At 74.0% G+C, this 22398-nt stretch carries 18 protein-coding genes, 1 pseudogene and 2 riboswitches; of the genes and pseudogenes, 6 read left to right on the forward strand and 13 right to left on the reverse strand.

All coding sequences use genetic code 11. The features are described 5' to 3' along the window. Nucleotides 1–60: 60 nt before the first annotated feature. From O7622_RS16910 to O7622_RS16945, 8 genes are all read right to left on the reverse strand, one after another. Nucleotides 61–1161 carry an acyl-CoA dehydrogenase family protein gene (locus O7622_RS16910; RefSeq protein WP_282309131.1) on the reverse strand — a complete coding sequence of 367 codons (1101 nt, stop codon included), beginning with the start codon at nucleotides 1159–1161 and terminating at the stop codon, nucleotides 61–63. Further along, the gene (locus O7622_RS16915; RefSeq protein ID WP_282309132.1) at nucleotides 1154–2314 is read right to left on the reverse strand and encodes an acyl-CoA dehydrogenase family protein; all 1161 of its coding nucleotides are present in this window, start codon (nucleotides 2312–2314) and stop codon (nucleotides 1154–1156) included. Before O7622_RS16915 ends, O7622_RS16910 begins: the two co-directional genes overlap by 8 nt. Continuing rightward, complete coding sequence (locus O7622_RS16920; RefSeq protein WP_282309133.1) at nucleotides 2311–2565, reverse strand: phosphopantetheine-binding protein; 255 nt, start codon at nucleotides 2563–2565, stop codon at nucleotides 2311–2313. The genes O7622_RS16915 and O7622_RS16920 overlap by 4 nt, the downstream gene beginning before the upstream one ends. A 4-nt stretch (nucleotides 2566–2569) precedes the next feature. Next, on the reverse strand, nucleotides 2570–3817 hold the full coding sequence (locus O7622_RS16925) for a type III PLP-dependent enzyme (RefSeq protein WP_282309134.1): 1248 nt from the start codon (nucleotides 3815–3817) through the stop codon (nucleotides 2570–2572). Beyond that, nucleotides 3810–5309, reverse strand: a complete 1500-nt coding sequence (locus tag O7622_RS16930) for a class I adenylate-forming enzyme family protein (RefSeq protein WP_282309135.1) — start codon at nucleotides 5307–5309, stop codon at nucleotides 3810–3812. The genes O7622_RS16925 and O7622_RS16930 overlap by 8 nt, the downstream gene beginning before the upstream one ends. Next, a complete protein-coding gene (locus tag O7622_RS16935) occupies nucleotides 5306–6550 on the reverse strand; it encodes an acyl carrier protein (RefSeq protein ID WP_282309136.1) in 1245 nt (414 codons plus the stop codon). The genes O7622_RS16930 and O7622_RS16935 overlap by 4 nt, the downstream gene beginning before the upstream one ends. 76 nt (nucleotides 6551–6626) lie before the next feature. After that, nucleotides 6627–7847, reverse strand: a complete 1221-nt coding sequence (locus O7622_RS16940; protein ID WP_282309137.1) for an inositol-3-phosphate synthase — start codon at nucleotides 7845–7847, stop codon at nucleotides 6627–6629. 40 nt (nucleotides 7848–7887) lie between these two features. Then, on the reverse strand, nucleotides 7888–9162 hold the full coding sequence (locus O7622_RS16945) for a DegT/DnrJ/EryC1/StrS family aminotransferase (RefSeq protein ID WP_282309138.1): 1275 nt from the start codon (nucleotides 9160–9162) through the stop codon (nucleotides 7888–7890). A gap of 105 nt (nucleotides 9163–9267) precedes the next feature. Between O7622_RS16945 and O7622_RS16950 the strand changes: the two genes are divergently transcribed. The 3 genes from O7622_RS16950 to O7622_RS16960 are packed head-to-tail and all read left to right on the forward strand — an operon-like array spanning nucleotide 9268 to nucleotide 13173. Beyond that, entirely contained in the window at nucleotides 9268–10446 is a 1179-nt protein-coding gene (locus O7622_RS16950; RefSeq protein WP_282309139.1) for a glycosyltransferase, read from the forward strand. Nucleotides 10447–10459: 13 nt separating this feature from the next. Then, nucleotides 10460–11899, forward strand: a complete 1440-nt coding sequence (locus tag O7622_RS16955) for a condensation domain-containing protein (RefSeq protein ID WP_282309140.1) — start codon at nucleotides 10460–10462, stop codon at nucleotides 11897–11899. 38 nt (nucleotides 11900–11937) lie between these two features. After that, nucleotides 11938–13173, forward strand: coding sequence for an MFS transporter (locus O7622_RS16960; protein ID WP_282309141.1), 1236 nt, complete (start codon nucleotides 11938–11940; stop codon nucleotides 13171–13173). Nucleotides 13174–13194: 21 nt separating this feature from the next. Here the strand turns inward: O7622_RS16960 and O7622_RS16965 are convergent, their stop codons facing one another. Both O7622_RS16965 and O7622_RS16970 read right to left on the reverse strand, forming a co-directional pair. Then, nucleotides 13195–14223: a ribonucleotide-diphosphate reductase subunit beta gene (locus O7622_RS16965; protein WP_282309142.1), complete on the reverse strand. Its 1029-nt coding sequence runs from the start codon at nucleotides 14221–14223 to the stop codon at nucleotides 13195–13197. Further along, the gene (locus tag O7622_RS16970) at nucleotides 14214–16547 is read right to left on the reverse strand and encodes a ribonucleoside-diphosphate reductase subunit alpha (RefSeq protein ID WP_282314162.1); all 2334 of its coding nucleotides are present in this window, start codon (nucleotides 16545–16547) and stop codon (nucleotides 14214–14216) included. Before O7622_RS16970 ends, O7622_RS16965 begins: the two co-directional genes overlap by 10 nt. A 177-nt stretch (nucleotides 16548–16724) precedes the next feature. Further along, nucleotides 16725–16942, reverse strand: a riboswitch (cobalamin riboswitch). 121 nt (nucleotides 16943–17063) lie between these two features. Between O7622_RS16970 and O7622_RS16975 the strand changes: the two genes are divergently transcribed. Beyond that, entirely contained in the window at nucleotides 17064–17879 is an 816-nt protein-coding gene (locus O7622_RS16975) for a PrsW family glutamic-type intramembrane protease (RefSeq protein WP_282309143.1), read from the forward strand. A gap of 6 nt (nucleotides 17880–17885) precedes the next feature. Here O7622_RS16975 and O7622_RS16980 read toward each other — a convergent pair whose 3' ends face one another. Next, nucleotides 17886–18509, reverse strand: a complete 624-nt coding sequence (locus tag O7622_RS16980) for a LysE family translocator (RefSeq protein WP_282309144.1) — start codon at nucleotides 18507–18509, stop codon at nucleotides 17886–17888. Between the two features lie 3 nt (nucleotides 18510–18512). After that, nucleotides 18513–19025 (reverse strand): acyl-CoA thioesterase, encoded by a 513-nt coding sequence (locus O7622_RS16985; RefSeq protein ID WP_282309145.1) that lies wholly within the window; start codon nucleotides 19023–19025, stop codon nucleotides 18513–18515. 130 nt (nucleotides 19026–19155) lie between these two features. Next, nucleotides 19156–19350: riboswitch (cobalamin riboswitch) on the reverse strand. A gap of 40 nt (nucleotides 19351–19390) precedes the next feature. Between O7622_RS16985 and O7622_RS16990 the strand changes: the two are divergent. After that, nucleotides 19391–19513: pseudogene (locus O7622_RS16990) on the forward strand (ATP-binding protein); the annotation flags it as partial. Nucleotides 19514–19522: 9 nt separating this feature from the next. Here O7622_RS16990 and O7622_RS16995 read toward each other — a convergent pair. Next, nucleotides 19523–21160, reverse strand: coding sequence for an ABC-F family ATP-binding cassette domain-containing protein (locus O7622_RS16995; RefSeq protein ID WP_282309146.1), 1638 nt, complete (start codon nucleotides 21158–21160; stop codon nucleotides 19523–19525). A gap of 312 nt (nucleotides 21161–21472) precedes the next feature. Between O7622_RS16995 and O7622_RS17000 the strand changes: the two genes are divergently transcribed. After that, nucleotides 21473–22237 carry an alpha/beta fold hydrolase gene (locus tag O7622_RS17000; RefSeq protein ID WP_282309147.1) on the forward strand — a complete coding sequence of 255 codons (765 nt, stop codon included), beginning with the start codon at nucleotides 21473–21475 and terminating at the stop codon, nucleotides 22235–22237. The last annotated feature ends 161 nt before the right edge of the window (nucleotides 22238–22398 follow it).

The following is a 22398-nucleotide window of genomic DNA, read 5'->3' on the forward strand; positions in this document are numbered from 1 at the left end:
TCCCTTCACTGTGCTGTCGTCGATCGGTCTTCCGGCGCCGCCGCGCGTGGGACGCCACGCTCAGGTCACCGCGCCCGCCAGTTCGTCGGCGTGGTCGGCGATGCCGGCGAGCATCGCGCCGGTGGCGCCACCGGCGATGCCGAACATGGCCGCCTCGGTGCGCAGCTGCGCCTCCCCGCCGTCGCGGAACGCGTCCGCGCCGCGCAGGCGCACCGCCTCGGCGGCGACCCGGTCCACGGTCTCGGCGGCGCTGACCTTGAGCAGCATCCCGGTGACCGCGGACGGGACGGCGGCCGGCGCGTCCAGCAGCGGCGCGCACAGCGCGTCGAGCTGGTGCGTGGCGACCAGGCACCGGGCGTACCGCTCGCGGACCGCCGGGCGGTCCCACAGCGTGCCCGCCCCGGCCGGTCGCCGCCGCAGCCAGTCGCGCAGGCCGGCCAGCATCCGGTGGCACATCGCCCGGGCCCACAGCGCTCCGGCGACCCGTTCGACGCCGACCTGCCGGGCGAACCCGGCCAGCGCCCGGCCGGGGCGGCCCAGCACGGCGTCCGGGTCGAGCGCCACGCCGGCGAAGCGCAGGTGGCCCACGCCGGACCCGGCGAACGCCCGGCCGGCGGACTCGGCGGTCACGCCCGGCGCGGCGGCGGGCACCAGCACCCAGCAGAAGCTGGTGAAGTGCCGCGCCTCACGGTGCCGGGCCAGCACCAGTGCCGCGTCGCAGCTCGTCGCGTTGGTGATCCAGTCCTTGCCGCCGTCCAGGACGGCGCCGTCGTCGCCGGGCTTCACCCGGGTCGTGGCGTCGAGCAGGTCCGAGCCCGACCCGGCGGCGTCGGTGACGGCCAGCGCCACCACCGTCTCGCCGCGCAGCATCCCGCGTCGCGCGGCCTCCGCCGAGCCGGTCGCGCCGGCCAGCAGCGGCAGCACTGTGGCGACCTGCACGCAGACCGACAGCGTCACGCCGAGCGGGCACCGGGCGTCCAGCTCGGTGAGCAACACCGACAGCCGCCGGGGGTCCGGCTGGACGCCGTCCGGGTAGAGCGCCTCGATGATCCCGGCGCCGCCCAGCGCGCGCCACACGGCGCCGGGGTCGGTGGGGTCCACCGCGGACAGGGCCGCCCGCACCGCGGCGGCGTCGTCCCGGGCGGGCGTCGACTCAGGCAAGACGCACCCCCGGGTCGCGCAGCGACAGCGCCCCGTTCGCCAGGCGCAGCCGGTCGTTGGCGTAGTTCAGCGAGGCCGAGCGCAGGTCACGGAAGGTGCGCTCCAGCGTCAGCGGCGAGTCGGTCAGGTAGCCGTGGCGCAGGCCCGTCAGCTCGACCAGTTCGTCGGCGGCGGCGAAGGACTCCTCGGCCGCGCGGATCTTCAACGTGTTGAGCAGCAGTTGCACCGGCGCCGCCGACATGTCCGGCGCGTCGGTGACCACCGAGACGGTGTGCCGCAGCAGCGCGTGCGCCGTGTCCAGCCGGGCGCGGATGCCGGCCAGCCGCAGCAGCACCAGCTCGGAGGAGGGGGCGAACTGCCGCCGTCCCGCCTCGCTGCGGGCGTGCCGCAGCACCCGGGCGTACGCGCCGGCCGCCGCCCCGATCCAGGCCGCCGCCCAGCCGATGTGCGCCAGCGGCGCGAAGACCCGGGTGGCGATCTCCCGGAACCCGCCGTGCTCGCCGATGACCTGCCACTGCGGCACCGCGCCGCGCAGCCGCATCGGCACACTGTGCGTGGCTCGCATGCCCAGCGGGCGCCACCCGCCGGTCACCTCGGTCTCCACCTGGTCCCGGTCGGCGTAGACCAGGTCCACCTGGGCGGCCGAGCCGGCCCCCGGGGCGCGGGTGGTGACGAGGAAGGCGTCCGCGTACGGGCCACCTGTCACGATCGGGGCCTGCCTGTCGATCCGCAGCATCTCGCCGTCGTGCTCCAGCGCCGACTCGGCGGTCAGCAGGTGGCCGCCCTTGCCGGCCTCCGTGGTGACCGAGCCGAGATACCGCTCGCCCCGGGCCACCGCCGGCAGCACCTCGGCACGCAGCTTCTCCCCGCCGTACGCGGTGATCGCGGCGACCTGCTGACAGTGCATGGCGAAGACCATCGCCACCGACATGTCCACCCGGCCCAGCGCCAGTGTGACGTCGACCAGGTCCGGCAGTGTCCCGCCGGTGCCGCCCTCGGCGGCCGGGACCAGCAGCCCCAGCAGCCCGGTACGGCGCATGGCGGCCAGCGCCTCGGTCGGGAACGCGGCGTCCTCGTCGGACTGCCGGGCGTGCTCCGCCGCCACGTCGGCGACGGTCTCGACGGCCGGGGCGTATCCGGCGGTCGCGGTCATCGGGAACCACCGCCGACCGGGGTGCGCAGTTCCTCGACCACGCCCCACAGTCCACCGGCGGTGGCGAAGGTCGAGTCGACCAGCTTGTCGTCGGGCACGGCGACCTCGAACGTGTCCTCGATGGCGAACAGCAGCTCGATCTCGCGCATCGAGTCCAGGCCGAGGTCGCGCAGGCGGGCGTCCTCGGTGATCTCGTCCGGCCCGGCGAACTTGAGGAACGGGCGGAGCAACTCGGTGAATTCGGCGTTCATGACGTCACCTTTCTTTTCGGGGTTCGGCAGTGGCGCCCGGCGTGTCGACCGGGTGCCGCGTCAGGGTCAGCCGGGACGTCTCGACGACGCGGTCGCCGTCGCAGACGACCTCGACCGGGGCCGGGTGGCCGAGGAAGGCCAGCAGGCTCGCCGAGAGCCCGTACGCCCCGACGTTCGGCACGGCGAGCACGTCGCCCGGCCGGACGTCGGGCAGGTTCGCGGCGCGGGTCCAGGTGTCCAGCGGCGTGCACAGCGGCCCGGCGACGATCGCGGCCTCCAGCGGCGCGCCGTCGCGGCCGTCGGCGGCGTGCAGGGCGGGTACGAGCGGCGGCAGCCGGCGTAGGCCGGACATCCCGCCGAGGTGGTTGATGCCGGACTCCAGCACCACCACCGGCGTGCCCTGTGACCGCTTGACGTCCAGCACGCGGGTCAGCAGCGTGCCGGCGGTCGCGGTGAGGAACCGCCCCGACTCGAAGGCCACCGTGGGCGCGCCGTCGCGCCAGGTGGGGAAGAGCTCGTCCAGGGCCGAGGCGACCCGGTCGGCGAGGCCGGTCAGGTCCGCGTTCCGGCCGGGCCGGGCGAACGGCGCGCCGAAGCCGCCGCCGAGGTCGAGCAGGCTCAGGTCGACGCCGAGCAGGTCCCGCAGCCGCCGGGCGGTACGCGCCGCGGCGGTGAACTGCGCCACCAGCGCGTCCACCGAGTCGACGTTGCTGCCGGTGTAGAGGTGGAATCCGCGTACCGGGGCCGACGGGCGGGAGCGGAACCGCTGCGGTTCCTGTTCGATCCAGTCGACGTCGGCGCCGAACTGCGACGCGACACCGGTCATGGTCAGCCCCTGACCCGGGTTGGGCACCCGGTCGTTCACCCGCAGCAGGCAGCGCAGTTCGACGCCGTGCGCGGCGGCGATCCGGTCGGCCTGGTCGAGGCCGGCCGGCGAGTCGACGGAGAACCAGCGGACACCGGCGCGCACCGCCCCGGCCACCTCGGCGTCGCGCTTGCCGGGTCCGGTGTAGAGCATCCGGGCGCCCGGCACGCCGGCCCGCAGCGCCGCGGCCAGCTCGCCCGGGGAGCAGATCTCCGCGTCGCAGCCGGCGGTGTGCAGCGCCGCCACCAGCGCCGGGTGCGGGTTGGCCTTGAGCGAGTAGAACAGCCGGCTGGGCGTGGGCAGCGCCGCGACCAGGGTGGCGTGGCTGGCGCGTACCCGGGCCAGGTCGTAGCGGTACGCCGGGGTCTCGAACGGCAGGTCAGCCACGGTGCTCACCCGCCAGCCGGGCCAGCGCCCGCCGGTCCACCTTGCCGTTGCCGGTCAGTGGCAGGTCGGGCAGCACCACGCAGCGCGCCGGCACCTTCATCTCCTCCAGCTGTTCCCGCAGCCGGCGCAGCACGTCGGCGGGGGTCAGCTCGGCCACCACGAACAGCGTCGCGCCCTCGCGGCCGTTGTCCGGCGGCAGCACCCCGGCCGCGTCCACGCCGTCGACCCGGTACGCGGCGGCCTCCACCTCGGTGGCGCTGACCCGGGTGCCCTTCTCCTTGTAGACGTCGTCGCGCCGGCCGGCGAAGTGGACGTACCCGTCGGCGTCCACGTGACCGTGGTCGCCGGTGTGCAGTTGCGGGAACAGCCCGTGCGCGCGGCGGAACCGCTGCGCGGTCAGCTCGGGTCGCCGCCAGTAGCCGGCCATCACGTGCGGTCCGCGTACCACCAGCTCGCCGCGGACGCCCGGGGGCTGCCGCCGCCCCTCGGCGTCGACCGTGAAGATCTCGGTGCCGGGCAGCGCCCGGCCGCAGGCGCCGGGCCGGCGCAGGTCGGCGTCCGGCGGCATGATCGCGGCGCGCTTGCACTCGGTGAGACCGAACATCAGCTGGACGCTCAGGCCGGGCAGCAGCCGGCGCAGGCCGGCCAGCACCTCCGGCGGCATGGCGGCGCCGGTGTTGGTGAGCAGGCGCAGCGGCGGGCGCGGGGCGCCGGCCCGGCCGAGCAGCCGCAGCAGGTTGATCGCGAGCGACGGTACGCAGGGCAGCACCGTCGCGCCGGACTCGACGAGGGCCGCCAGCAGGCGGCCACCGGTGTCCTCGGGATCACCGAGGCGCAGCCGGGCGCCGGCCGCGGTGCTGAGGAAGATCTGGTAGAGGCCGTAGTCGAACGAGGGCGGCAGCAGGACGTGCACCACGTCGTCGGGCCGGTAGCGCAGCTCCGACTGGATCGCCCGTACCGCGAACGTGACCTGGGCGTGCGTGGACACCACGGCCTTCGGCATGCCGGTGCTGCCGGAGGTGTAGATCAGGCAGACCGGGTCGACAGCGAGCGGGGCCGGGCCGGCGGGCCCGCCGCTGATGGCCGCGGCGGACGCGGCGCGGCGCGCCTCGGCCGCGCCGCGCACCGGGACGCCGCGGGCGTGGGACAGGCCGGTCAGGACCGGGTCGTCGGTGAGGACCAGGGCCGGTTCGGCGTCGTCGAGCACGTGGGCGAGGGCGACCTCGGGGGCCGGCGTCCGGAGGACGACGAAGACCGCGCCGGCACGGGCGACCGCGTACAGCAGCGCCGGCAGGTTCGCGTCGGCAGGCAGCGCCACCAGCACCCGGTCGCCGCGCCGGACGCCCTGCCCGCGCAGCCAGCCGGCCAGGCGCAGACTGTCGGCCCGCACCTGACGGTACGTGTGCTCGACGGTCCCGTCCCCGGCGGCGGGCGCGTCGGGGCGCGCGTCGGCGGTGCGGTCCAGCAGGTCGTGCAGGAGTTCGGTACTCATCGGGCACCTCCGGTGGCGGCGCCGAACATGGCGCACAGGGAGCCGACGTCGCGCAGGTCGGCCGCTGACAGCGCGGTGGCCGGCACCTCGACGCCGAGCCGGCGTTCGACCCGGTCGATGACGTCGACCAGCCGGAACGAGTCGAAACCGGGCAGCTCCCGGAGCACGTCGGTGGTGCGCAGCGCCGAGCCGTCCAGGTCCAGGGTGTCGCCGAGCGCGCCGACCACCGCCGCGCGTACACCGTCGTCACCGGCTCGGTCCGGCGCGGCCGATGCGGTGTCGTCGCCGGTCCCGGCGGACGGTCCGGCGATCGACTCCAGCGCGGTGAGGTGGTCGGCGATCAGCGCGCCGAGCGCGTCCGCCAGTTCCGGCGCGGCCGGCCGGCCCGCCTGGGCCCGCCGCAGTGCCACGTAGCTGCGCGTGGCGAGCTGCTGCCAGCGCGCGGCCTGCCCGGCCAGCGCGGCGGCGGCCTCCGGCGCGACCGCGGCGAGCCAGCGTTCGTGCAGGTCGCGGGCGCGGGCCAGCAGCCAGACGTCGAGCACGAAGCGGTGCAGCCCGGCCACCGTGTCCAGGGCGGCGCCCGTTCGGGTCAGGTAGCCGTCGATCTCCGGGCGGGCCCGGCCGGCCCGGGCGGCGTTGCCGGTGAGCATGGCGGGCACGTCGATCGCCGGGGCCGGGTGCGCCGTCACCGCCAGCGTGTGCGCGCCCCCGGCCAGCGCCGTGTCGAACGCGGCGTCGGGCAGTCGCCACACGCCGGGACGCGCGGGGCCCCAGGCGGTGTCGTTGTGGTAAGCGTCGACCACAGTGACCTCGTCCGGGCCGGCGGCCGTGACGAGGAAGCTGTGCCGCATGTGTTCGTGCTCGTGGTAGGGGCACCACGGCAGGTCGTACGCGTCGGCGGTGACGTAGAGCGGCTGGCCGGGCGCGCACAGCCGGCGCACCTGCGGGCCGTCGAGCTGCATCCACCGGCCCTCGACCCGCAGGCCCAGCAGGTCGACCGCCTCGGCGGCCCGGTCGTCCGAGGTCGCCTCGACTGTGACCAGGCCGTCCTGGTCCCGGGTGCGGAACCCGTACCGGGCGCCGAGGGCGAGGTGGCTGCCGGACCCGTTCGCGTGGTCGGCCAGCAGGGCGAAGCTCGTCTGGAGACAGTCCAGCGCGGTCGCGTGCAGGCCGGTCAGGATCGGCGTCCACACCGGATCCGTGGTCGGCCGGTCCGGCGCGTTCGGGACGTGGTGGGACATGGGGGACTCCTCGATGCGGGTACGTGGGGCGGGGCCGCCGGCGCGGAGGGTGCCGCGCCGGCGGCCGGTACGAAGGTCAGCTGTCGGCGCGGCCGTCCAGACCGTTGGCCCAGGAGGCGAGCGCCTGCGCCTGCTCGGCCAGCGCGTGCTCGTCGGTGCCGATCGGGTCCTTGAAGAAGAACCCCAGCTCCTCGATCGGGCCGACGTGGCCGGCACGGTGCGCCGCCGCGGTCAGCCGGGCCAGGTCGAGCACGAGCGGGGCGGCCAGCGTGGAGTCCACCCCGCTCCAGGTCAGCTGCATGGACATCCGGACGCCCAGGAACCCCTCGAACGAGACGTGGTCCCAGGCGGTCTTGTGGTCGCCGAGGTCCGGCACGTTGTCGATGTGCAGCGGGGCCGTGACGTCCTCACCGAGCAGCGCGGGCAGCACGCCCGACTTCGAGCTGAGCTTGCTGCGGGCGTTGCGCGGGTCCTCCAGCGTCGCGCCGTCGCCGCCGCCGAGCAGGTTGACCCCGGCCCAGGAGAGTACGTGCAGGGCGCGGGAGGTGAACATCGGCGCCAGCGCGGTACGCAGCAGCGTCTCCCCGGTCTTGCCGTCGGAACCGGCGAACGGCACGCGCTCCCGCTGCGCCATCATCTCCAGCGCGGGCAGCCGGGCGCCGGTGGACGGGGTGAAGTCGACGAAGCCGCAACCGGCCTGGAACGCCGCGTACGCGACGACCGAGCTGGCCGGCAGCGCCTTGTCGTCCGGGTCGGCCATGGCGCGGGTCAGCGCGTCCAGGTCGTCGTACTCGGGCCGGTGGTCGGCCGGCGGCTCGGTCGAGGACACGTTGATGACGACGACCCGGGACAGCCCGTTGCGGCTGCGGAATTCCTCGATGTCGCCGGCCAGCCGGTCGACCACCTCGGCCAGCGGGGCGGTCTCGGTACGCGCGTCGTAACCGGTGCGCAGGTTCTGCTCGACCTCGGGCAGGCTGCCGCGCACGGCGGCCAGCACCGGCGCCGGGATGACCCCGGAGTCGACGAGCGACTCGGCCTTCTTCTCCAGCGGCGTGTCGACGATGTCGTGCCCGCCGACCACGAGATCGTTCCAGCTCGCCAGCGGCGCGTCGCGCAGCATGCCGGTGTCGGTGACGCAGCCGGTCGAGTCGGCCATGCCGGCGCGCAGCGCCAGCAGACCGGTGATCGCGGTGGTGGCGACCGAACCCCGGGCGCCGTTGAGCCACACGCCGACAGGCGCGTCCGTGTCGGGGGACGGGTTCGGAACGTGCGGGGTCTCGCGATGGGTGACGGTCACGGGAGGTTCCCTTCTCTGGTTGCGCCGGCGATGGCGCGGATCAGCGGGCGAGCACCTTGGCGACGGCGAGGGCGATGTCGTGCATGTCCTGTTCGGTGCCGAGGAAGGTGCTGTGGTGCGTCTGGACGGTGTGGGCGGCGAGCCATTCGGTGTTCGGGTACGTGCGCTCCCGGTGGATCGCCGCGAAGCGCTCGGCGAGCGGCGCGAGCAGCGGCTTGGTCCACGGCTGGAGCAGTCGGCTGCGGTGCAGCGGCTCGTCGGTGCAGTAGAACCGCCGGCCCAGCTCGGCGGTGAGCGCGGCGGCCACGGCGGCGTTGTCCATGCCGGCCGGCAGCTCGTCGAAGACGATCGTGCCCTCGTAGATCGAGGTGCGCGTCTGCCCCGCCGCGGGTCGCAGCAGCCGTACGCCGTCCACGCCGTCCAGCAGCTCGCCGAGCAGCCGGTAGTTGCGGTTGCGCACCTCGTGCTGCTGGTCCAGGGTGGTCAGTTGCGCGCAGGCCACCGCGGCGGAGAACTCGCCCAGGCAGAAGTTGGCGCCCTGCACACCGGCGCTCTCCTCCAGGTCCAGTTCCCCCGGGGGCGTCCGGTCGTCGCGGTAGCGGCGCGAGTCGGCCCGCAGTTCCTGGAGCACCGGAGCGAGCGTGTCGTCGTCGGTGACCACGGCCCCGCCCTCACCGCAGGTGAGCACCTTGCCGTGCTGGAAGCTGAAGCAGCCGATCCGGCCCAGCGAGCCGGCCTGGCGGCCCTGCCAGGTGGCGCCGTGGGCCTGCGCGCAGTCCTCCACGACGGAGATGCCGCGCGGCCGGGTGACCGCGTCGAGCGCTGGCACGTCGGCCATGTTGGAGGCCCAGTGCACGGCGACCACGGCCCGCGGGTCCACCGACAGGTCGAGGTCGTCCGGCCCGACACAGCCGGTGTCGCGGTCGACGTCGACGAGCACCGGGACCAGGCCGGCGCGCAGCGCGGCGGTCGCGGAGGCGGTCCAGGTCAGCGCCGGCACGAGTACCGTCTCGCCGTAGCCGAGGCCGAGTGACTCCAGGGCCACCACCAGGGCGCTCGATCCGTGGTCGACGGGTACGCAGTGGCGGGTGCCGACGTAGCGGGCGAAGTCGGCCGCGAAGCGGCGCTCGAACAGGACGGTGTCGCCGACGGACGGGCTGCTGATCGCCCACCGGCCGCCGGTCAGCACCGCGGAGAGGTTGCCGGCGGCGTCCGGCGCGGGGATCGGCCAGCGTGGCCATGGACGGTCGGGCGGGCGGACCGGCCGGCCACCGTCCACGGCGAGCCGCCGGTCGAGAGGGATGGAGGTCGTCATGCCTTCGACCTTGATGCCCATCGATACATCAGCGGTACACACGCGATAGCCGGGACGGCCGGAGCCGTGTATCGGTGTTGTATCCCGGTGGTCGAGCCTCGGGGCATGAGCCGATCCGCATCGCCCGTGGGCGAACCGACCGAACCTCGCGCCGTCGCGCGTGGCGTCTCCGTCGTCATCCCGGTCAAGGACCGGGTGGCGGAGATGCGCCGTCAGCTGCGCAGCCTGCGCGACGCCGCCCCGAACTGCCCGGAGCCGGTGGAGGTGGTGGTCGTCGACGACTCGGCGCCCGCCGCGGCCGCCGCGCACCGCGCCGCCTGCGCCGAGTACGGTGCCCGCTACGTGCGCGGGCCCCGGCACGTCGGGGCCAAACGGAACCTGGGCGTCCGGCACGCCCGCTACGACCTGCTGCTGTTCACCGACTCCGACTGCCGGGTGCCGGCCGATTTGATCACCCGGTACGCGGCCCGGCTGCGCGCCTCCGGCGAGGAGGTCGCCGGCGTCACCGGCCCGGTGATCGTCGAGCCCGGCGACAGCGCGTTCTTCCGCGTGATGCGCCGCTCCTACCTGCTGCTCGGCGACCTGACCCGGCCGCTGCACTACGAGCGCGTGTCCTGGGGCGCCGGGGCGAACATGGCCCTGAAACGCTCCGTCTTCGAGGCGGTCGGCGGATTCCCGGAGGACTCCCCGATGCCGCTGGGCGGGGAGGACCTGCATCTCGGGCTGCTCCTCACCGATGCCGGCTACGCGCTGGTCACCGACCCGGACGGGGTGATCACCCACGACACCGGCGTCGCCGACACCTTCCGCGCGGTCGCCTACCGGTTCACCACGTACGGTCGCTCCGAGCAGTGGCTCTGCCTCGCCCACCCGCACCGGCGCCGGTTCGTGTTCAACACCGCCAGCACGCTCGCGGTGACCGCCCTGGCCGGGCTGCTCACCGCCCGGCGCAGCGGGGGGCGCAGCCTGCTCGCGGTACCGGCGGTCGCGGCGGCCGTGATCGCCGCGAAGACACCCGGCCGGCTCGGCGGCGACCGGGGACCGCGTGCGGTGGCCGAGTCGGTCGCCTGCGCGGCCGTCGAGACGCTCTTCGACGGCGCCGCGTTCGTCACCTCGCTCCGGCTCGGCCGCCCCGACCTGCTCTTCACCGGCTTCCGCGCGCCGGACGAGGCGGACTACCAGCCGGACCAGGTGGACTACCAGCCGGAGGAAGCGGACCACCGGCCCGACGAGGTGGACCGACGACCGGTCCCGCCGGTGGCCGTGCCGCCGGTGGCGGCCTGACGGGGGAGTGGCAGTGCCGACGACGTACCCGCTGGCCCCGGGCCAGCAGATGATGTGGGAGTTCATGACCGCGCTCGACCCGGCCCGTCCCGGTGCCGCCCGGCTCGTGGTGGTGGAGTTCCGCCGGCTGCGGGGCACCCTGCGGGTCGACGTGCTGCGGCAGGCGATGCAGGACGTGGTGGACCGGCACGACGCGTTGCGGATGCGGTTCGACCGCATCGGCGTGGAGCCCGAGGTGCGGATCCTGCCGCACGTGGAGTCGCCGCTGGAGTACGTCGACCTGTCCGGCCTGCCGCCCGCCGAGCAGCAGGCCCGCGTCGAGCGGATCGCGTACGCGCACCGCAACGACGAGTTCGACCCCGGCCGGGCGCCGCTGTGGCGGGCCGCCCTGGTCCGGCTCTCCGAGACCGAGCACGTGCTCGCGCTCTGCTTCTTCCACATGGTCTCCGACGGCTGGTCGTGCCGCGTCGTGGTGGAGGACCTGTGCCACGCGTACGCGGCTCGGCTCGGCGCGGCCGATCCGCAGCCGCCGCTGGGCGTGGACCACACCGCGCTCGGCGCGCTCCAGGAGGCGGAGCAGGCCGCCAACGGCGTCGACGCCGCCGCCCGGGCCGCGTACTGGCGGGACCGGCTGCGGCCGGTGGAGCCGTACCAGCTGTTCCCCGCGCCGCCACCGGCGCCGGACGTCGCGCTCAGCGCGGAGGTGGCCACCCGGTTCGCGTTCCCGCCCGAGGTCACCGCGCGGCTGCGCCCGGCCGCCCGGCGGGCCCGCACCAGCCCGTACGTGCTGCTGCTCGCCGCCTACCTGGTGCTGCTGTCGCGGCGGGCCGGCCGGTCCCGGGTGGTGCTGGGCACCACCACGCTGGGCCGGGAGAGCCCGCTGTCCCGGCAGCTCGTCGGTCAGTTCACCAACAACGTCTACCTGCCGGTCACGGTGGCGCCGGACGCGCCGATGGGCGCGGTGGTCGACGCCGCGCACGGCTCGCTGGCCGAGGCCGTCGCGCACGCCACCGCGTTCCACCGGCTGGCCCGGGCGGTCCGCCCCGACTTCGCAGCGATCCGTCCCTGGCCGGACAACCACCTGTTCGACGCCTGGTTCCAGTCCGCCGCGTCGGCGTCGCCGGTGCTGCACTGCCCGGGGCTGCGGGTGGAGCCGGTCGACATCACCGCCCGGCCCGCGCCCGGCACACCGCCGCCGGTGGTCGTCGCCGACGTGCCGCCCGGATGCCTGCCCGTCTGGGTCAAGCGGGGCTCACCGATCGTCGTGGTGGACGACGACCGGGCCGGCGGCGTGGTGATCCGCAACCGGGGCGTCTTCGGCGACGACCTGGTGCGCGGACTGGTCGACGACTACGTCGCTGTGGTGTCGGCGCTCGTCACCGACCCCGGGACCACCCCGGCGCAGGTACGCCTTCCTGACGGTGCGTGCTTCCTCGACCACGCGATCGGGTAGGAGTTCCGACGGACCGATCGGAGAGAGGTACGACGACCATGACGGACACCTCGACGAACCAGCACACGACGGAGCAGCCCGCGCCGCCGGTGCCCCGCTCGGCCGTACGGGCCCGCTGGTCGGTGGCGCTGCTCTTCGTCATCATGGGCCTGGCCATCGGCGGGTGGTCGGCCCGCGTGCCGGAGGTGCGGGACGCGGTAGGCGTCGGCAACACCGGCTGGGGCCTGGCCAACATCGCCACGAACGCCGGGGAGTTGGTCTCCCTGGTCGTGGTGGCGGTGCTGATCAGCCGGATCAACACCCGCCGGCTGGCGCTGGCCGGGGCCGCGCTGATCCTGGTCAACGCGCCGCTGCTGGCCGCGTCCACCACAGTGGTGGCGCTGGTCGGCGGGCTGGCGGTCTGGGGCTTCGCGGCGAACCTGCTGGCCACGCCGATGAACGCCCAGTCGGTCGAGGTGCAGAAGCGCTACGGGCGGCCCATCCTGTCCACCTTCCACGCCGGCTTCAGCATCGGCATGCTGGCCGGCGGCCTCTGCGGCACCGGTGCCGCGGCGATCGGGATGTCCCCGTCGGCGCAGATGGCTGTCACCAGCGTCCTGCTGGGCGCGCTGCTGGTCGGCACGCACCGCTGGCTGCCTGACACGCCCCGGCAGGAGACGAAGGACGGCGAGGACCGGCGGCGGCTGCGCGACCGGTTCACCCCGCAGCTGCTGCTGCTCGCGGTGATCGCCTTCCTCGCCTCGTTCATCGAGATGGCCGGCGCGCAGTGGAGCGCGCTGTACGCGACCGAGGTCGCGGGCGCCGCCGCGGTGCTGGCCGCGGCCACGTACACCTGTCTGTCGCTGGCCGCCACCGTCGCCCGGCTGTTCGGCGACCGGTTGGCCGGCCGGTTCGGACGGATCCGCTTCGTCCGGCTGTCCGCGCTCGTGGCCACCGTCGGCGTGGCGCTGCCGGTGGGGTACCCCCATCCGGCCGCGGTGATGGCCGGCTTCGGACTGCTCGGGTTCGGCCTGGCGTGCGTGACCCCGACGGTGCTCGGCTTCGCCGGTGAGCAGCCGGGCCTCACCTCGGGCGAGGGCGTCTCGGTGGTGGCGATGGGCCAGTGGCCGGGCGCGTTGCTCGCGGCGCCGGTGATCGGCCTGCTCGCCGGTGCCCTGGACCTGCGCAGCGCGTTCGTGGTGGTGGCCGTGATGGCGATCGCCGTGGTGGCGCTGATCGGGCGGGTCCGTGCCACGGCGTTGCCCGGCGAGAGCGCGGTCCCGCCCCGGCCGTGACGGCCGGGGCGGGGGCGGCGGTCAGAAGTCGTCGTCGAAACTGACGCTGCCGGTGACACCGACCTGGTACGCCGACACCCGGCGCTCGAAGAAGTTGGACAACTCCTGCACGTCCTGCAACTCCATGAACGCGAACGGGTTGCCGCTGCCGTACACGGGGGCGATGCCGAGCACGGCCAGGCGCCGGTCGGCCACGTGCTGGAGGTACTCGCGCATGTCCGCCAGCGACATCCCGGGCACGCCCTGCCCCAGCAGGTCCTCGGCGAAGCCCACCTCGCACTCCACCGCCTCGGCCAGCATCTCCCTCACCTGCTTCTCCATCTCGTCGTCGAACAGGTCCGGCTCCTCGGCGCGTACGGTCTCCACCACGTCGAAGGCGAACGCCATGTGCATCGACTCGTCCCGGAACACCCAGTTGGTGCCGGAGGCCAGCCCGTTGAGCAGGCCCCGGGACCGCAGGAAGTAGACGTAGGCGAACGCGCCGTAGAAGAACAGGCCCTCGATGCACGCGGCGAAGCAGATCAGGTTGAGCAGGAACGCCCGCCGGTCCGCGCGGGTCCGGAGCTCGCGCAGCTCGAAGACGGAGTCGATCCACCGGAAACAGAACTCGGCCTTGCGGGCGATCGACGGGATGTTCTCCACCGCGGCGAACGCGGCGAACCGTTCCTTCTCGTCCGGCACGTACGTGTCGAGCAGGTTCAGGTAGAACTGGACGTGCACCGCCTCCTCGAACAGCTGCCGGGACAGGTAGAGCCGGCCCTCCGGGGAGTTGACGTGCTGGTAGAGGTTGAGCACCAGGTTGTTGGCGACGATGGTGTCGCCGGTGGCGAAGAACGCCACCAGCCGCGACACCAGGTGCCGTTCGGCCGGGGACAGCTTCGCCAGGTCGGCCAGGTCGCCGTGCAGGTCCACCTCCTCGACCGTCCAGGTGTTCTTGATCGCGTCCTTGAACCGGTCGAAGAAGCGCGGGTAGCGCATCGGCCGCAGGGTCAGGTCCATGCCGGGGTCGAGCAGCATGTGTCGGGTCGGTGCGGTGGTGGTCACTGGCATGCCTCGCAGCTCTCGGGGTTCTCCAGGGAACAGGCCAGCGCCTCGTCGTCGCTCACGGCGGAGACCACGCCGGGGACCGGGGCGAGCACCGGCGCGACGGTGGCCTGCTGGATGCGGGTGGCGGGACGGGATCGCAGGTAGTAGGTGGTCTTCAGCCCGGCCTTCCAGGCGTACAGGTACATCGAGGACAGCTTGCCGATGGTCGGCGCGCTCAGGAACAGGTTCAGCGACTGGGACTGGTCGATGAAGGGCGCCCGCGCGGCGGCCAGGTCGATCAGCGCCCGCTGCGGCAGCTCCCAGGCGGTGCGGAACAGCTCCCGCACCGGCGCGGGCAGCTCGGTGATGTCCTGCACCGAGCCCTCGGCCCGCTTGATCCGGTCGCGGACCTGCGGCGTCCACAGCCCGCGCGCCTTCAGCTCCCGCACCAGGTACGTGTTGACCTGGAGGAACTCCCCGGACATGGTCTCGCGCTTGAACAGGTTGGACACCTGCGGCTCGACGCACTCGTAGCAGCCCGCGATGGAGGCGATGGTGGCGGTCGGCGCGATCGCCACCAGCAGCGAGTTGCGCAGCCCGTGGGCGGCGATCCGCTCGCGCAGCGCCGCCCACCGTCCGGCCTGCGCCGGCTCCGCGCCCCACAGGTCCGGGTGCAGGTCACCCTTCGCGGCCCGGGTCTGCGGGTACGCCGGATGCGGGCCGAACTGCTCGGCCAGCCCGGCGGAGGTCTCCAGCGCGGTCAGCAGGATCTCCTCCTGGACGCGGGTGGACAGCTCCCTGGCCTGCGCCGAGTCGAACGGCAGGCGCAGCGTGAAGAACGCGTCCTGCAACCCCATCAGGCCGAGCCCGACCGGCCGCCAGCGCGGGTTGGACGCCGCCGCCTGCTCGGCCGGGTAGTAGTTGATGTCGATCACCCGGTCGAGGAACACCACAGCCGTGCGTACCGTGGCGCGCAGCCGCTCCCAGTCCACCCCGTCGGCGGTGACGTGCGCGCCGAGGTTCACCGAGCCGAGGTTGCACACGGCCGTCTCGGCGTCGTCGTTCACCTCCAGGATCTCGGTGCACAGGTTGGACAGGTGGATGACGTTGCCCGGCTCGCCGGTCTGGTTGGACAGCCGGTTGGCGGCGTCCTTGAACGTCATCCAGCCGTTGCCGGTCTGCGCGAGCGTGCGCATCATCCGCCCGTACAGGTCCCGGGCCCGGACCGTGCGGACCGCCTTCTTCTCCGCCGCCCGGTACGCGTCGTCGAACGCCTCGCCGTACAGGTCGGGCAGCTCCGGCGCGTCCGACGGGTCGATCAGCGACCACTCGCCGTCGGCCTCGACCCGGCGCATGAACTCGTCCGGGATCCAGTTGGCCAGGTTGAGGTTGTGGGTACGCCGGGACTCCTCGCCGGTGTTGTCCCGCAGCTCCAGGAACTCCTCCACGTCCGGGTGCCACGGCTCCAGGTAGACGCAGGCCGCGCCCTTGCGCCGGCCGCCCTGGTTGACCGCGGCCACCCCGGCGTCGAGCGTCTTGAGGAACGGCACGATGCCGTTGGACCGGCCGTTCGTGCCCCGGATCAGCGCGCCCCGGCCGCGCACCCGCGACCAGGAGATGCCGATGCCGCCGGAGAACTTCGACAGTTTCGCCACCTGGTGGTACCGCTCGTAGATCGAGTCCAGCTCGTCGCGCGGCGAGTCGACCAGGAAGCACGACGACATCTGGGTGTGCCGGGTGCCGGAGTTGAACAGCGTGGGGGAGCTGGGCAGGTAGGCCAGGGCGGACATCAGCCGGTAGAAGCCGACCGCCTCGCCCGGGGTGCGGGACAGCCCGCAGGCCACCCGCAGCAGCCAGTACTGCGGCGTCTCCACCACCAGCCGCGACTGCGGGTGCCGCAGCAGGTAGCGGTCGGCCACCGTGCGCAGCCCGAAGTACTCGAACCGCAGGTCGCCGTCCGGGTCCACGGCGTCGTCGAGCTTGCGGGCGTGCCGGGCCACGAACGCGGCCGTCTCGTCGCCGATCAGTCCCAGCCCGTGCGCGTACGCGATCGACTGGCTGAAGCTCGCCACGCCCTGACCGCGGACCTCCTTGTCCACGTACGCGGCGAGCAGCCGCGCCGCCAGCTTCGAGTACTGCGGCTCCTCGCCGATCAGCTCAGCCGCGGTCTGGATCGACAACCGGTCCAGCTCGGCGGTGGTCGCCCCGTCGTAGAGCCCGCTGATCGTCTTCGTGGCCACCCGCAGCGGATCCACCTCGTCCAGGTCGGCGACCCAGCGCTCGACCGCCCGGACGATCTTGTTGACGTCCACCGGCTCGGTGTCGCCGTCCCGCTTGCGTACCCGCATCGCCGGCCGGCGGGTCTCGGACCCGCCGGTCCCGGACGGGGGACTCTCCTGCACGACAGTCATGACCTCTCCTCGCTGTCACCGTCTGGAGACGGCGGGAGACGCCAACGGGCGCGGCGCGCGGCCGGCCCGGCTGCTGGCGTCGGTCGTCCCGCGCGACCTCCGACCGCCGTACGCGGAGGCGCACGGCGCGCTGGCAGGTCTTCGGACTCGCGGGCCCGACCGGGGTCGCCGGTCGCCTACTGGCCGTCGCTTCCCAGGCCGGTGGCCCAGTGCTGTTGACGGCTGTCGTTCCCACTCACCGCTGCGGGGCAGTCCCGGACTTCCACCGGGTTCCCTCTTGCCTCGGACGGACCAGTGAAGGCCCCGGCCGAACCAGCTGCGAGAGACACCATATATGGCGGTGATGGCTTCCGTGCAACACCAGATGTCGTGTCGGCGTGTCGGATTGATCTCACCGTCCACAGTGCCTACCCCCGATTCCGGCGCTCGCCGCCGGACGCGATACTCGGCGGTATGGGGAATACCGGGCGCCGCTGGGCGTGGGTGGCGGTCCTGCTCGTCGGTGTCGGGCTTCACCTGCTGGTGCTGGAGACACTCGCCGGCACCGGGACCGTCACGTTCGTGCCGGCGCTGATCGTGCTCGGCGCGTGCGTCGCGCCCGCCGCGTTCCTGGCCTTCGCCCAGGGACGGCCGGACCGCCGCCCGGTCCCCGGCGCCGTCGTCGGGGCCGCCGCGCTCCTCGGCGGCGTGATCGGCGTGGTCGCCGCCGGCTGGCTGGAGTACGGCACCCTGCACCGCCTCGGCGTCCTGCCGATGGCGCTCGTCGGCCTGGCCGAGGAGACCGCCAAGCTGATCGTGCCGGCCGGCATCCTGCTGCTGTGGCGGCGGCACCCGTCCCCGGCGCAGGGGCTGGTGATCGGCGTGGCGTCCGGCGCCGGGTTCGCCGCGCTGGAGACCATGGGCTACGCGTTCGCCGCGTTCGTCGAGTCGGAGGGCAACCTCGGCGCGGTCGAGCGGACGCTGCTGGTACGCGGTCTGACCGCGCCCGCCGCGCACCTGGCCTGGACCGGGCTGACCGCCGCCGCGCTGTTCACGTTCGCCGCCGCGCCCGGCGGCCGGAAACTGGCGGCGTTGCTGCTCACCTTCGCCGCGGCCGTCACGCTGCACACCTGCTGGGACACGTTCGGCACCCAGCCCGCGTACGTGTTCATCGGCGCCGTGTCGCTGGGCTGGGTGCTGCTGCGCCTGCACCTGGACCGGGAGCGGCCGGCCGCGTCCGGGACGCCGGTCGCGCCGGCGCCCCGGGAGACGGCGGCGAATGCCGGCTGACGTCCGTCAGCCGGCGGCCAGCCGGACGCCGAGCGCGACGAAGGCGACAGCGCAGAGCCGGTCGACGCGCCGTGACCAGCGGCTGTCGCCCCACCGGCTGGCGAACCGCCCGGCGCCCACGCCGAGCGCCAGGTCCACGGCGAGCTGCACCGCGACGAACAGCGCGCCGAGCAGCACCAGCTGCGCCGCCACCGGCCCCGCCTCGGGCCGGACGAACTGCGGCAGGAACGCCACGCTGAACAGGATCATCTTCGGGTTGAGCAGGTTCGTCAGCAGGCCGCGCCGGAACGCCCGCCCGGCGCCGCCGTCCGGCCGGTCCGCCGGGGCGCCGCCCCGGTCCGTGCCGCGCAGCGCCCGCAGGCCCAGCACGATCAGGTACGCCGCACCGGCCCACCGGATCGCGGTGAACAGCACCGGGGACGCGGCGATCAGCGTGGCGAGCCCGGCCACCACGGCGGCGACGTGCACCGCCTCCCCGGCGGCGACCCCGAGCGCTGCCACCGCGCCCGCCCGTGGGCCGTACCGGGTGGCGTTGGCGAGCACGAACATCATGTCCGGCCCCGGGGTGAGCATGAGCACCACGATGGCGGCCAGGTAACCCGCGAGCGTGGCCGCTGAGAGTCCGAGCACCGCTCAGTCCTCCCCGGCGCCGTCGAGCAGCGCCCGGCGCAGCGCCAGCCGGTGTTCGCGCCGGATCTGCGCCTCCCGGTAGCGCCGCCGGTCGCCGTCGGTCTCGGTACGCAGCGGCGGCACCGGCCGGGGCTGCCCGTCGTCGTCCACCGCCACCATCACCAGGTGCGCGGTCGCCACGTCCACCGGCGGCACCGCGCGGTCCCACCGGTCCGCGCTGACCTTCACCGCCACCTCCATCGAGCTGCGGCCGGCCCAGGTGATCCGGGCGTCCACGTGGACCACGTCCCCGACGCGTACCGCCCGCAGGAACGCGGTCTCGTCGATGGCGGCGGTGACGGCCGGGCCGTCGGAGTGGCGGGCGGCGACCACACCGGCGACCGAGTCGATCAGGTTGAGGATCCGCCCGCCGTGGACCGTGCCCATCAGGTTGGTGTGGTGCTGGTCCATGATCTGCGACAGGGTGAGGTGCGAGGCCGACGGTGGTCGGCCGGTGAGCGTGATGGTGTCGGGCACTGTGCGGTTCCGTCCTCGCAGAAGCGGACCGCCGACCGGCCGGGGTGTGCACGTCGAGGGCACGCCGACGGCGCTCCGTACGGCGTGTCACCCGCCCGACCCACCCGCGAGGTCGACGGCGGCGCGCACCGGTGGTACGCGCGACGCGGGCAGGTCTTCGGACTCGCGGGCATGACACGAGGTCGCCTACTGGCCGTCGCTTCCCAGGCCGTGGCCCAGTGCTGTTGACGGCTGTCGTTCCCACTCACCGCTGCGGGGCAGTCCCGGACTTCCACCGGGTTCCCTCTTACGACACCCGGCCGTCGCCGACCGGGTGAACCAGCGCTTCCCGCAGCCTAGCCCAGCGCCCGGGGCCGGTGGCACAGGCGTCAGGCGGCGGGCTGGGCCTGGCGATCGTGTGCGGACTGGTCGAGGCGCACGGCGGGCGGGTGCACGCGCACGACGTGTCCGGCGGGTGCCGGTTCGTGGCCCGCCTGCCGGCGGTCTGACCGGGCCGGTCAGACGGCGTCCGGGGCACCGGTCTCCACCAGGCGTCCGTCGGCCAGGCGCAGCCAGCGGCCCACGTTGATCGCGGCGAGGAACCGCTCGTCGTGGCTGACCACCAGCAGCGCGCCCCGGTAGGCGTGCAGCGCGCTCTCCAACTGCCCGACGCTGACCAGGTCGAGGTTGTTCGTCGGCTCGTCGAGCAGTAGGAGCTGCGGGGCCGGTTCGGCGCCCAGCACGCAGGCGAGCGTGGCGCGCAGCCGCTCCCCGCCGGAGAGCACCCCGACCGGAAGATGCGCGCGCGGGCCGCGGAACAGGAAGCGGGCGAGCAGGTTCATCCGCTGCGCGTCAGGGGCCTGCGGCGCGAACGCGGCCAGGTTCTCCGCCACGGTACGGTCCAGGTCCAGCAGGTCCAGCCGCTGCGACAGGTACGCGATCCGGCCGTCGGCGCGGGTGATCCGGCCGCTCTCGGGCTCCAGGTCGCCGTCGATCAGGCGCAGTAGCGTCGACTTGCCCGCGCCGTTGTCGCCGAGCAGGGCGATCCGCTCCGGACCGCGGATCGTCAGGTCGACACCGTCGGCGGCGAACAGCGACCGTTCGCCGTGCCGGGCCCGGACCCGTTCGGCTGTCAGCAGCGTGCGTCCGGCCGGGACAGTGGTGGCGGGCAACTCCACCGTGATCGTCTTCTCGTTGCGCAGCGCCCGCTCGGCCTCGTCCAGCCGTGCCCGGGCGTCGTCGACCCGCCCGGAGTGCATCTCGTTCGCCTTGCCCGCTGCCACCTGCGCGTCCCGCTTCAAGCCGCCGGCGACGATCCTCGCCAGACCCGCGTTCTTCAGGTTGCGGGCGGCGTTGCCGGCTCGCCGGGCCGCCCGCTCGCGGGCCTCCTGCAACTCCCGCTTCTCCCGCTTGAGCTCCTGTCCGGCGCTGCGGACGTTCTTCTCCGCCACCTCCTGCGCGGCCCGCACGGCCGCCTCGTACGAGGTGAAGTCGCCGCCGTGGAAGCGCATCTCACCACTGTCGAGTTCGGCGATGCGGTCCATCCGGTCCAGCAGCGCCCGGTCGTGGCTGACCAGCAGCAGGCAGCCGTGCCACTGTTCCAGCACGTCGTAGAGCCGGTGCCGGGCGCCCAGGTCGAGGTTGTTCGTCGGCTCGTCCAGCAGCAGCACGTCGGGCTGCTTGAGCAGTTGCGCCGCCAGGCCGAGCGAGACCACCTGCCCGCCGCTGAGCGTGCCCAGGCGCCTGTCGAAGGCGAGGTCGCCGAGGCCGAGCCGGTCGAGTTGCGCGCGCGTGCGCTCCTCGATGTCCCAGTCGGCGCCGATGGTGGTGAAGTGCTTCTCGTCGGCGTCGCCGGCCTCGATGGCGTGCAGCGCCGCGATCAGCGGGGCGATCTCCAGGACCTCGGCCACGGTGAGGTCGGCGGCCAGCGGCAGGCTCTGCGGGAGGTAGCCCAGCACGCCGTCGACGGTCACCGACCCGGCGGCCGGGCGGTACTCGCCGGCGATCAGCTTGAGCAGCGTGCTCTTGCCGGCGCCGTTCGGCGCGACCAGACCGGTCCGGCCGCCGCCGAGGGTGAAGGAGAGGTTCTGGAAGACCGGGGTGTCGTCCGGCCAGGAGAAGGTCAGGTTCGAGCAGACGATGAAGGAATCGGACATCGGGAAGGCGACCTCGAAGATGAGGGCGGGCGGACCTCAGCCGCCCGGCGGGGGACACGGTCTCGGGGATACGACGAAACGACCACGGCGCTCGCCCGCGGTCGGTCACATGTCCGGTCTCACCCGGAGATGTCGTCGTCACCCGCCATGTCTGGTCTCCCTGCCTGCCTGATCGCCACTGGATCACTCCGGTCCACCGTAGCACCGGCGGCGATGCCACGGGCGATGCCACCGTCCGCCGACCCGGCGAGCCGCCCCACCAGGCCACCCAGGGCGCCGAGCCGGGAGTGGTCCGGCCCTATGCTCCTGGCCATGTCCCAGGTGACTGCGAGCCGCTGGTTCGGGCCGGGCGGTTCCCCGGCCGGCGACGCCCAGGTGTTCGTCTTCCCGTACGCCGGTGGCGTCGCCGCCTCCTTCGCGCAGTGGCGGGAACTGGCCGCGCCGGAGCTGCCGGTGCAGGTCGCGCTGATGCCGGGCCGGGGCGCCCGGCTGCACGAGCCACCGGTGGACGACCTCGCGGAGCTGGTGGACGCGCTGACCACAGCCGTCGCCGAGCGGGCGGCCGGGCCGTTCCTGCTGTTCGGCCACAGCCTGGGGGCGCTGGTGGCGTTCGAGGTGACGCGGGAGCTGCGCCGTCGCGGCGCGCCCGCGCCACTGGCGTTGCTGGTCGGCGGCGCGGAGGCGCCGCAGACCCGGCTGGTGCGGCGGCGCGTGCACGACCTGGACGACGCCGGTCTGATCGACGCGTTGCGCGACTTCGGGGCCACGCCGGCCGCGCTGCTGGCCGACCGCGACCTGATGGAACTGATCCTGCCCGGGGTACGGGCCGACTTCGCGCTGTCCGAGCGGTACGCCTACCGTCCGGAGCCGCCGCTGGAGGTGCCGGTGCACGTGCTGCTCGGCGACCGGGACGAGCACGTGGACCGGGAGCGGGCCGCGGGGTGGGCACGGGAATGCGTGACCGAGCCGTTGTGGCACGTGTTTCCCGGCGGGCATTTCTTCCTTACCGACCATCTGCCGGAAATCATCGAACTAATGCGACACATCGTCGCCAGTCACACCCCTGTGGCGGAATAAGCGACAAAGAACGGGTAAGGACTCGTACCCGCACCGGACCTTCCACAATGTCCGGTATTCGACCTGGTGAACGGTCGAGAAGCGGTGTTAAAGTTCGCCATCCGTTCGCCGAAGGGACGTCGCTGACGAGGCGGCATACTGTCGCGTGCGCCGAGGTGTTC

The sequence above is a fragment of the Micromonospora sp. WMMD1076 genome, assembly GCF_029581475.1.
Taxonomy (GTDB): Bacteria; Actinomycetota; Actinomycetes; order Mycobacteriales; family Micromonosporaceae; genus Micromonospora; species Micromonospora aurantiaca.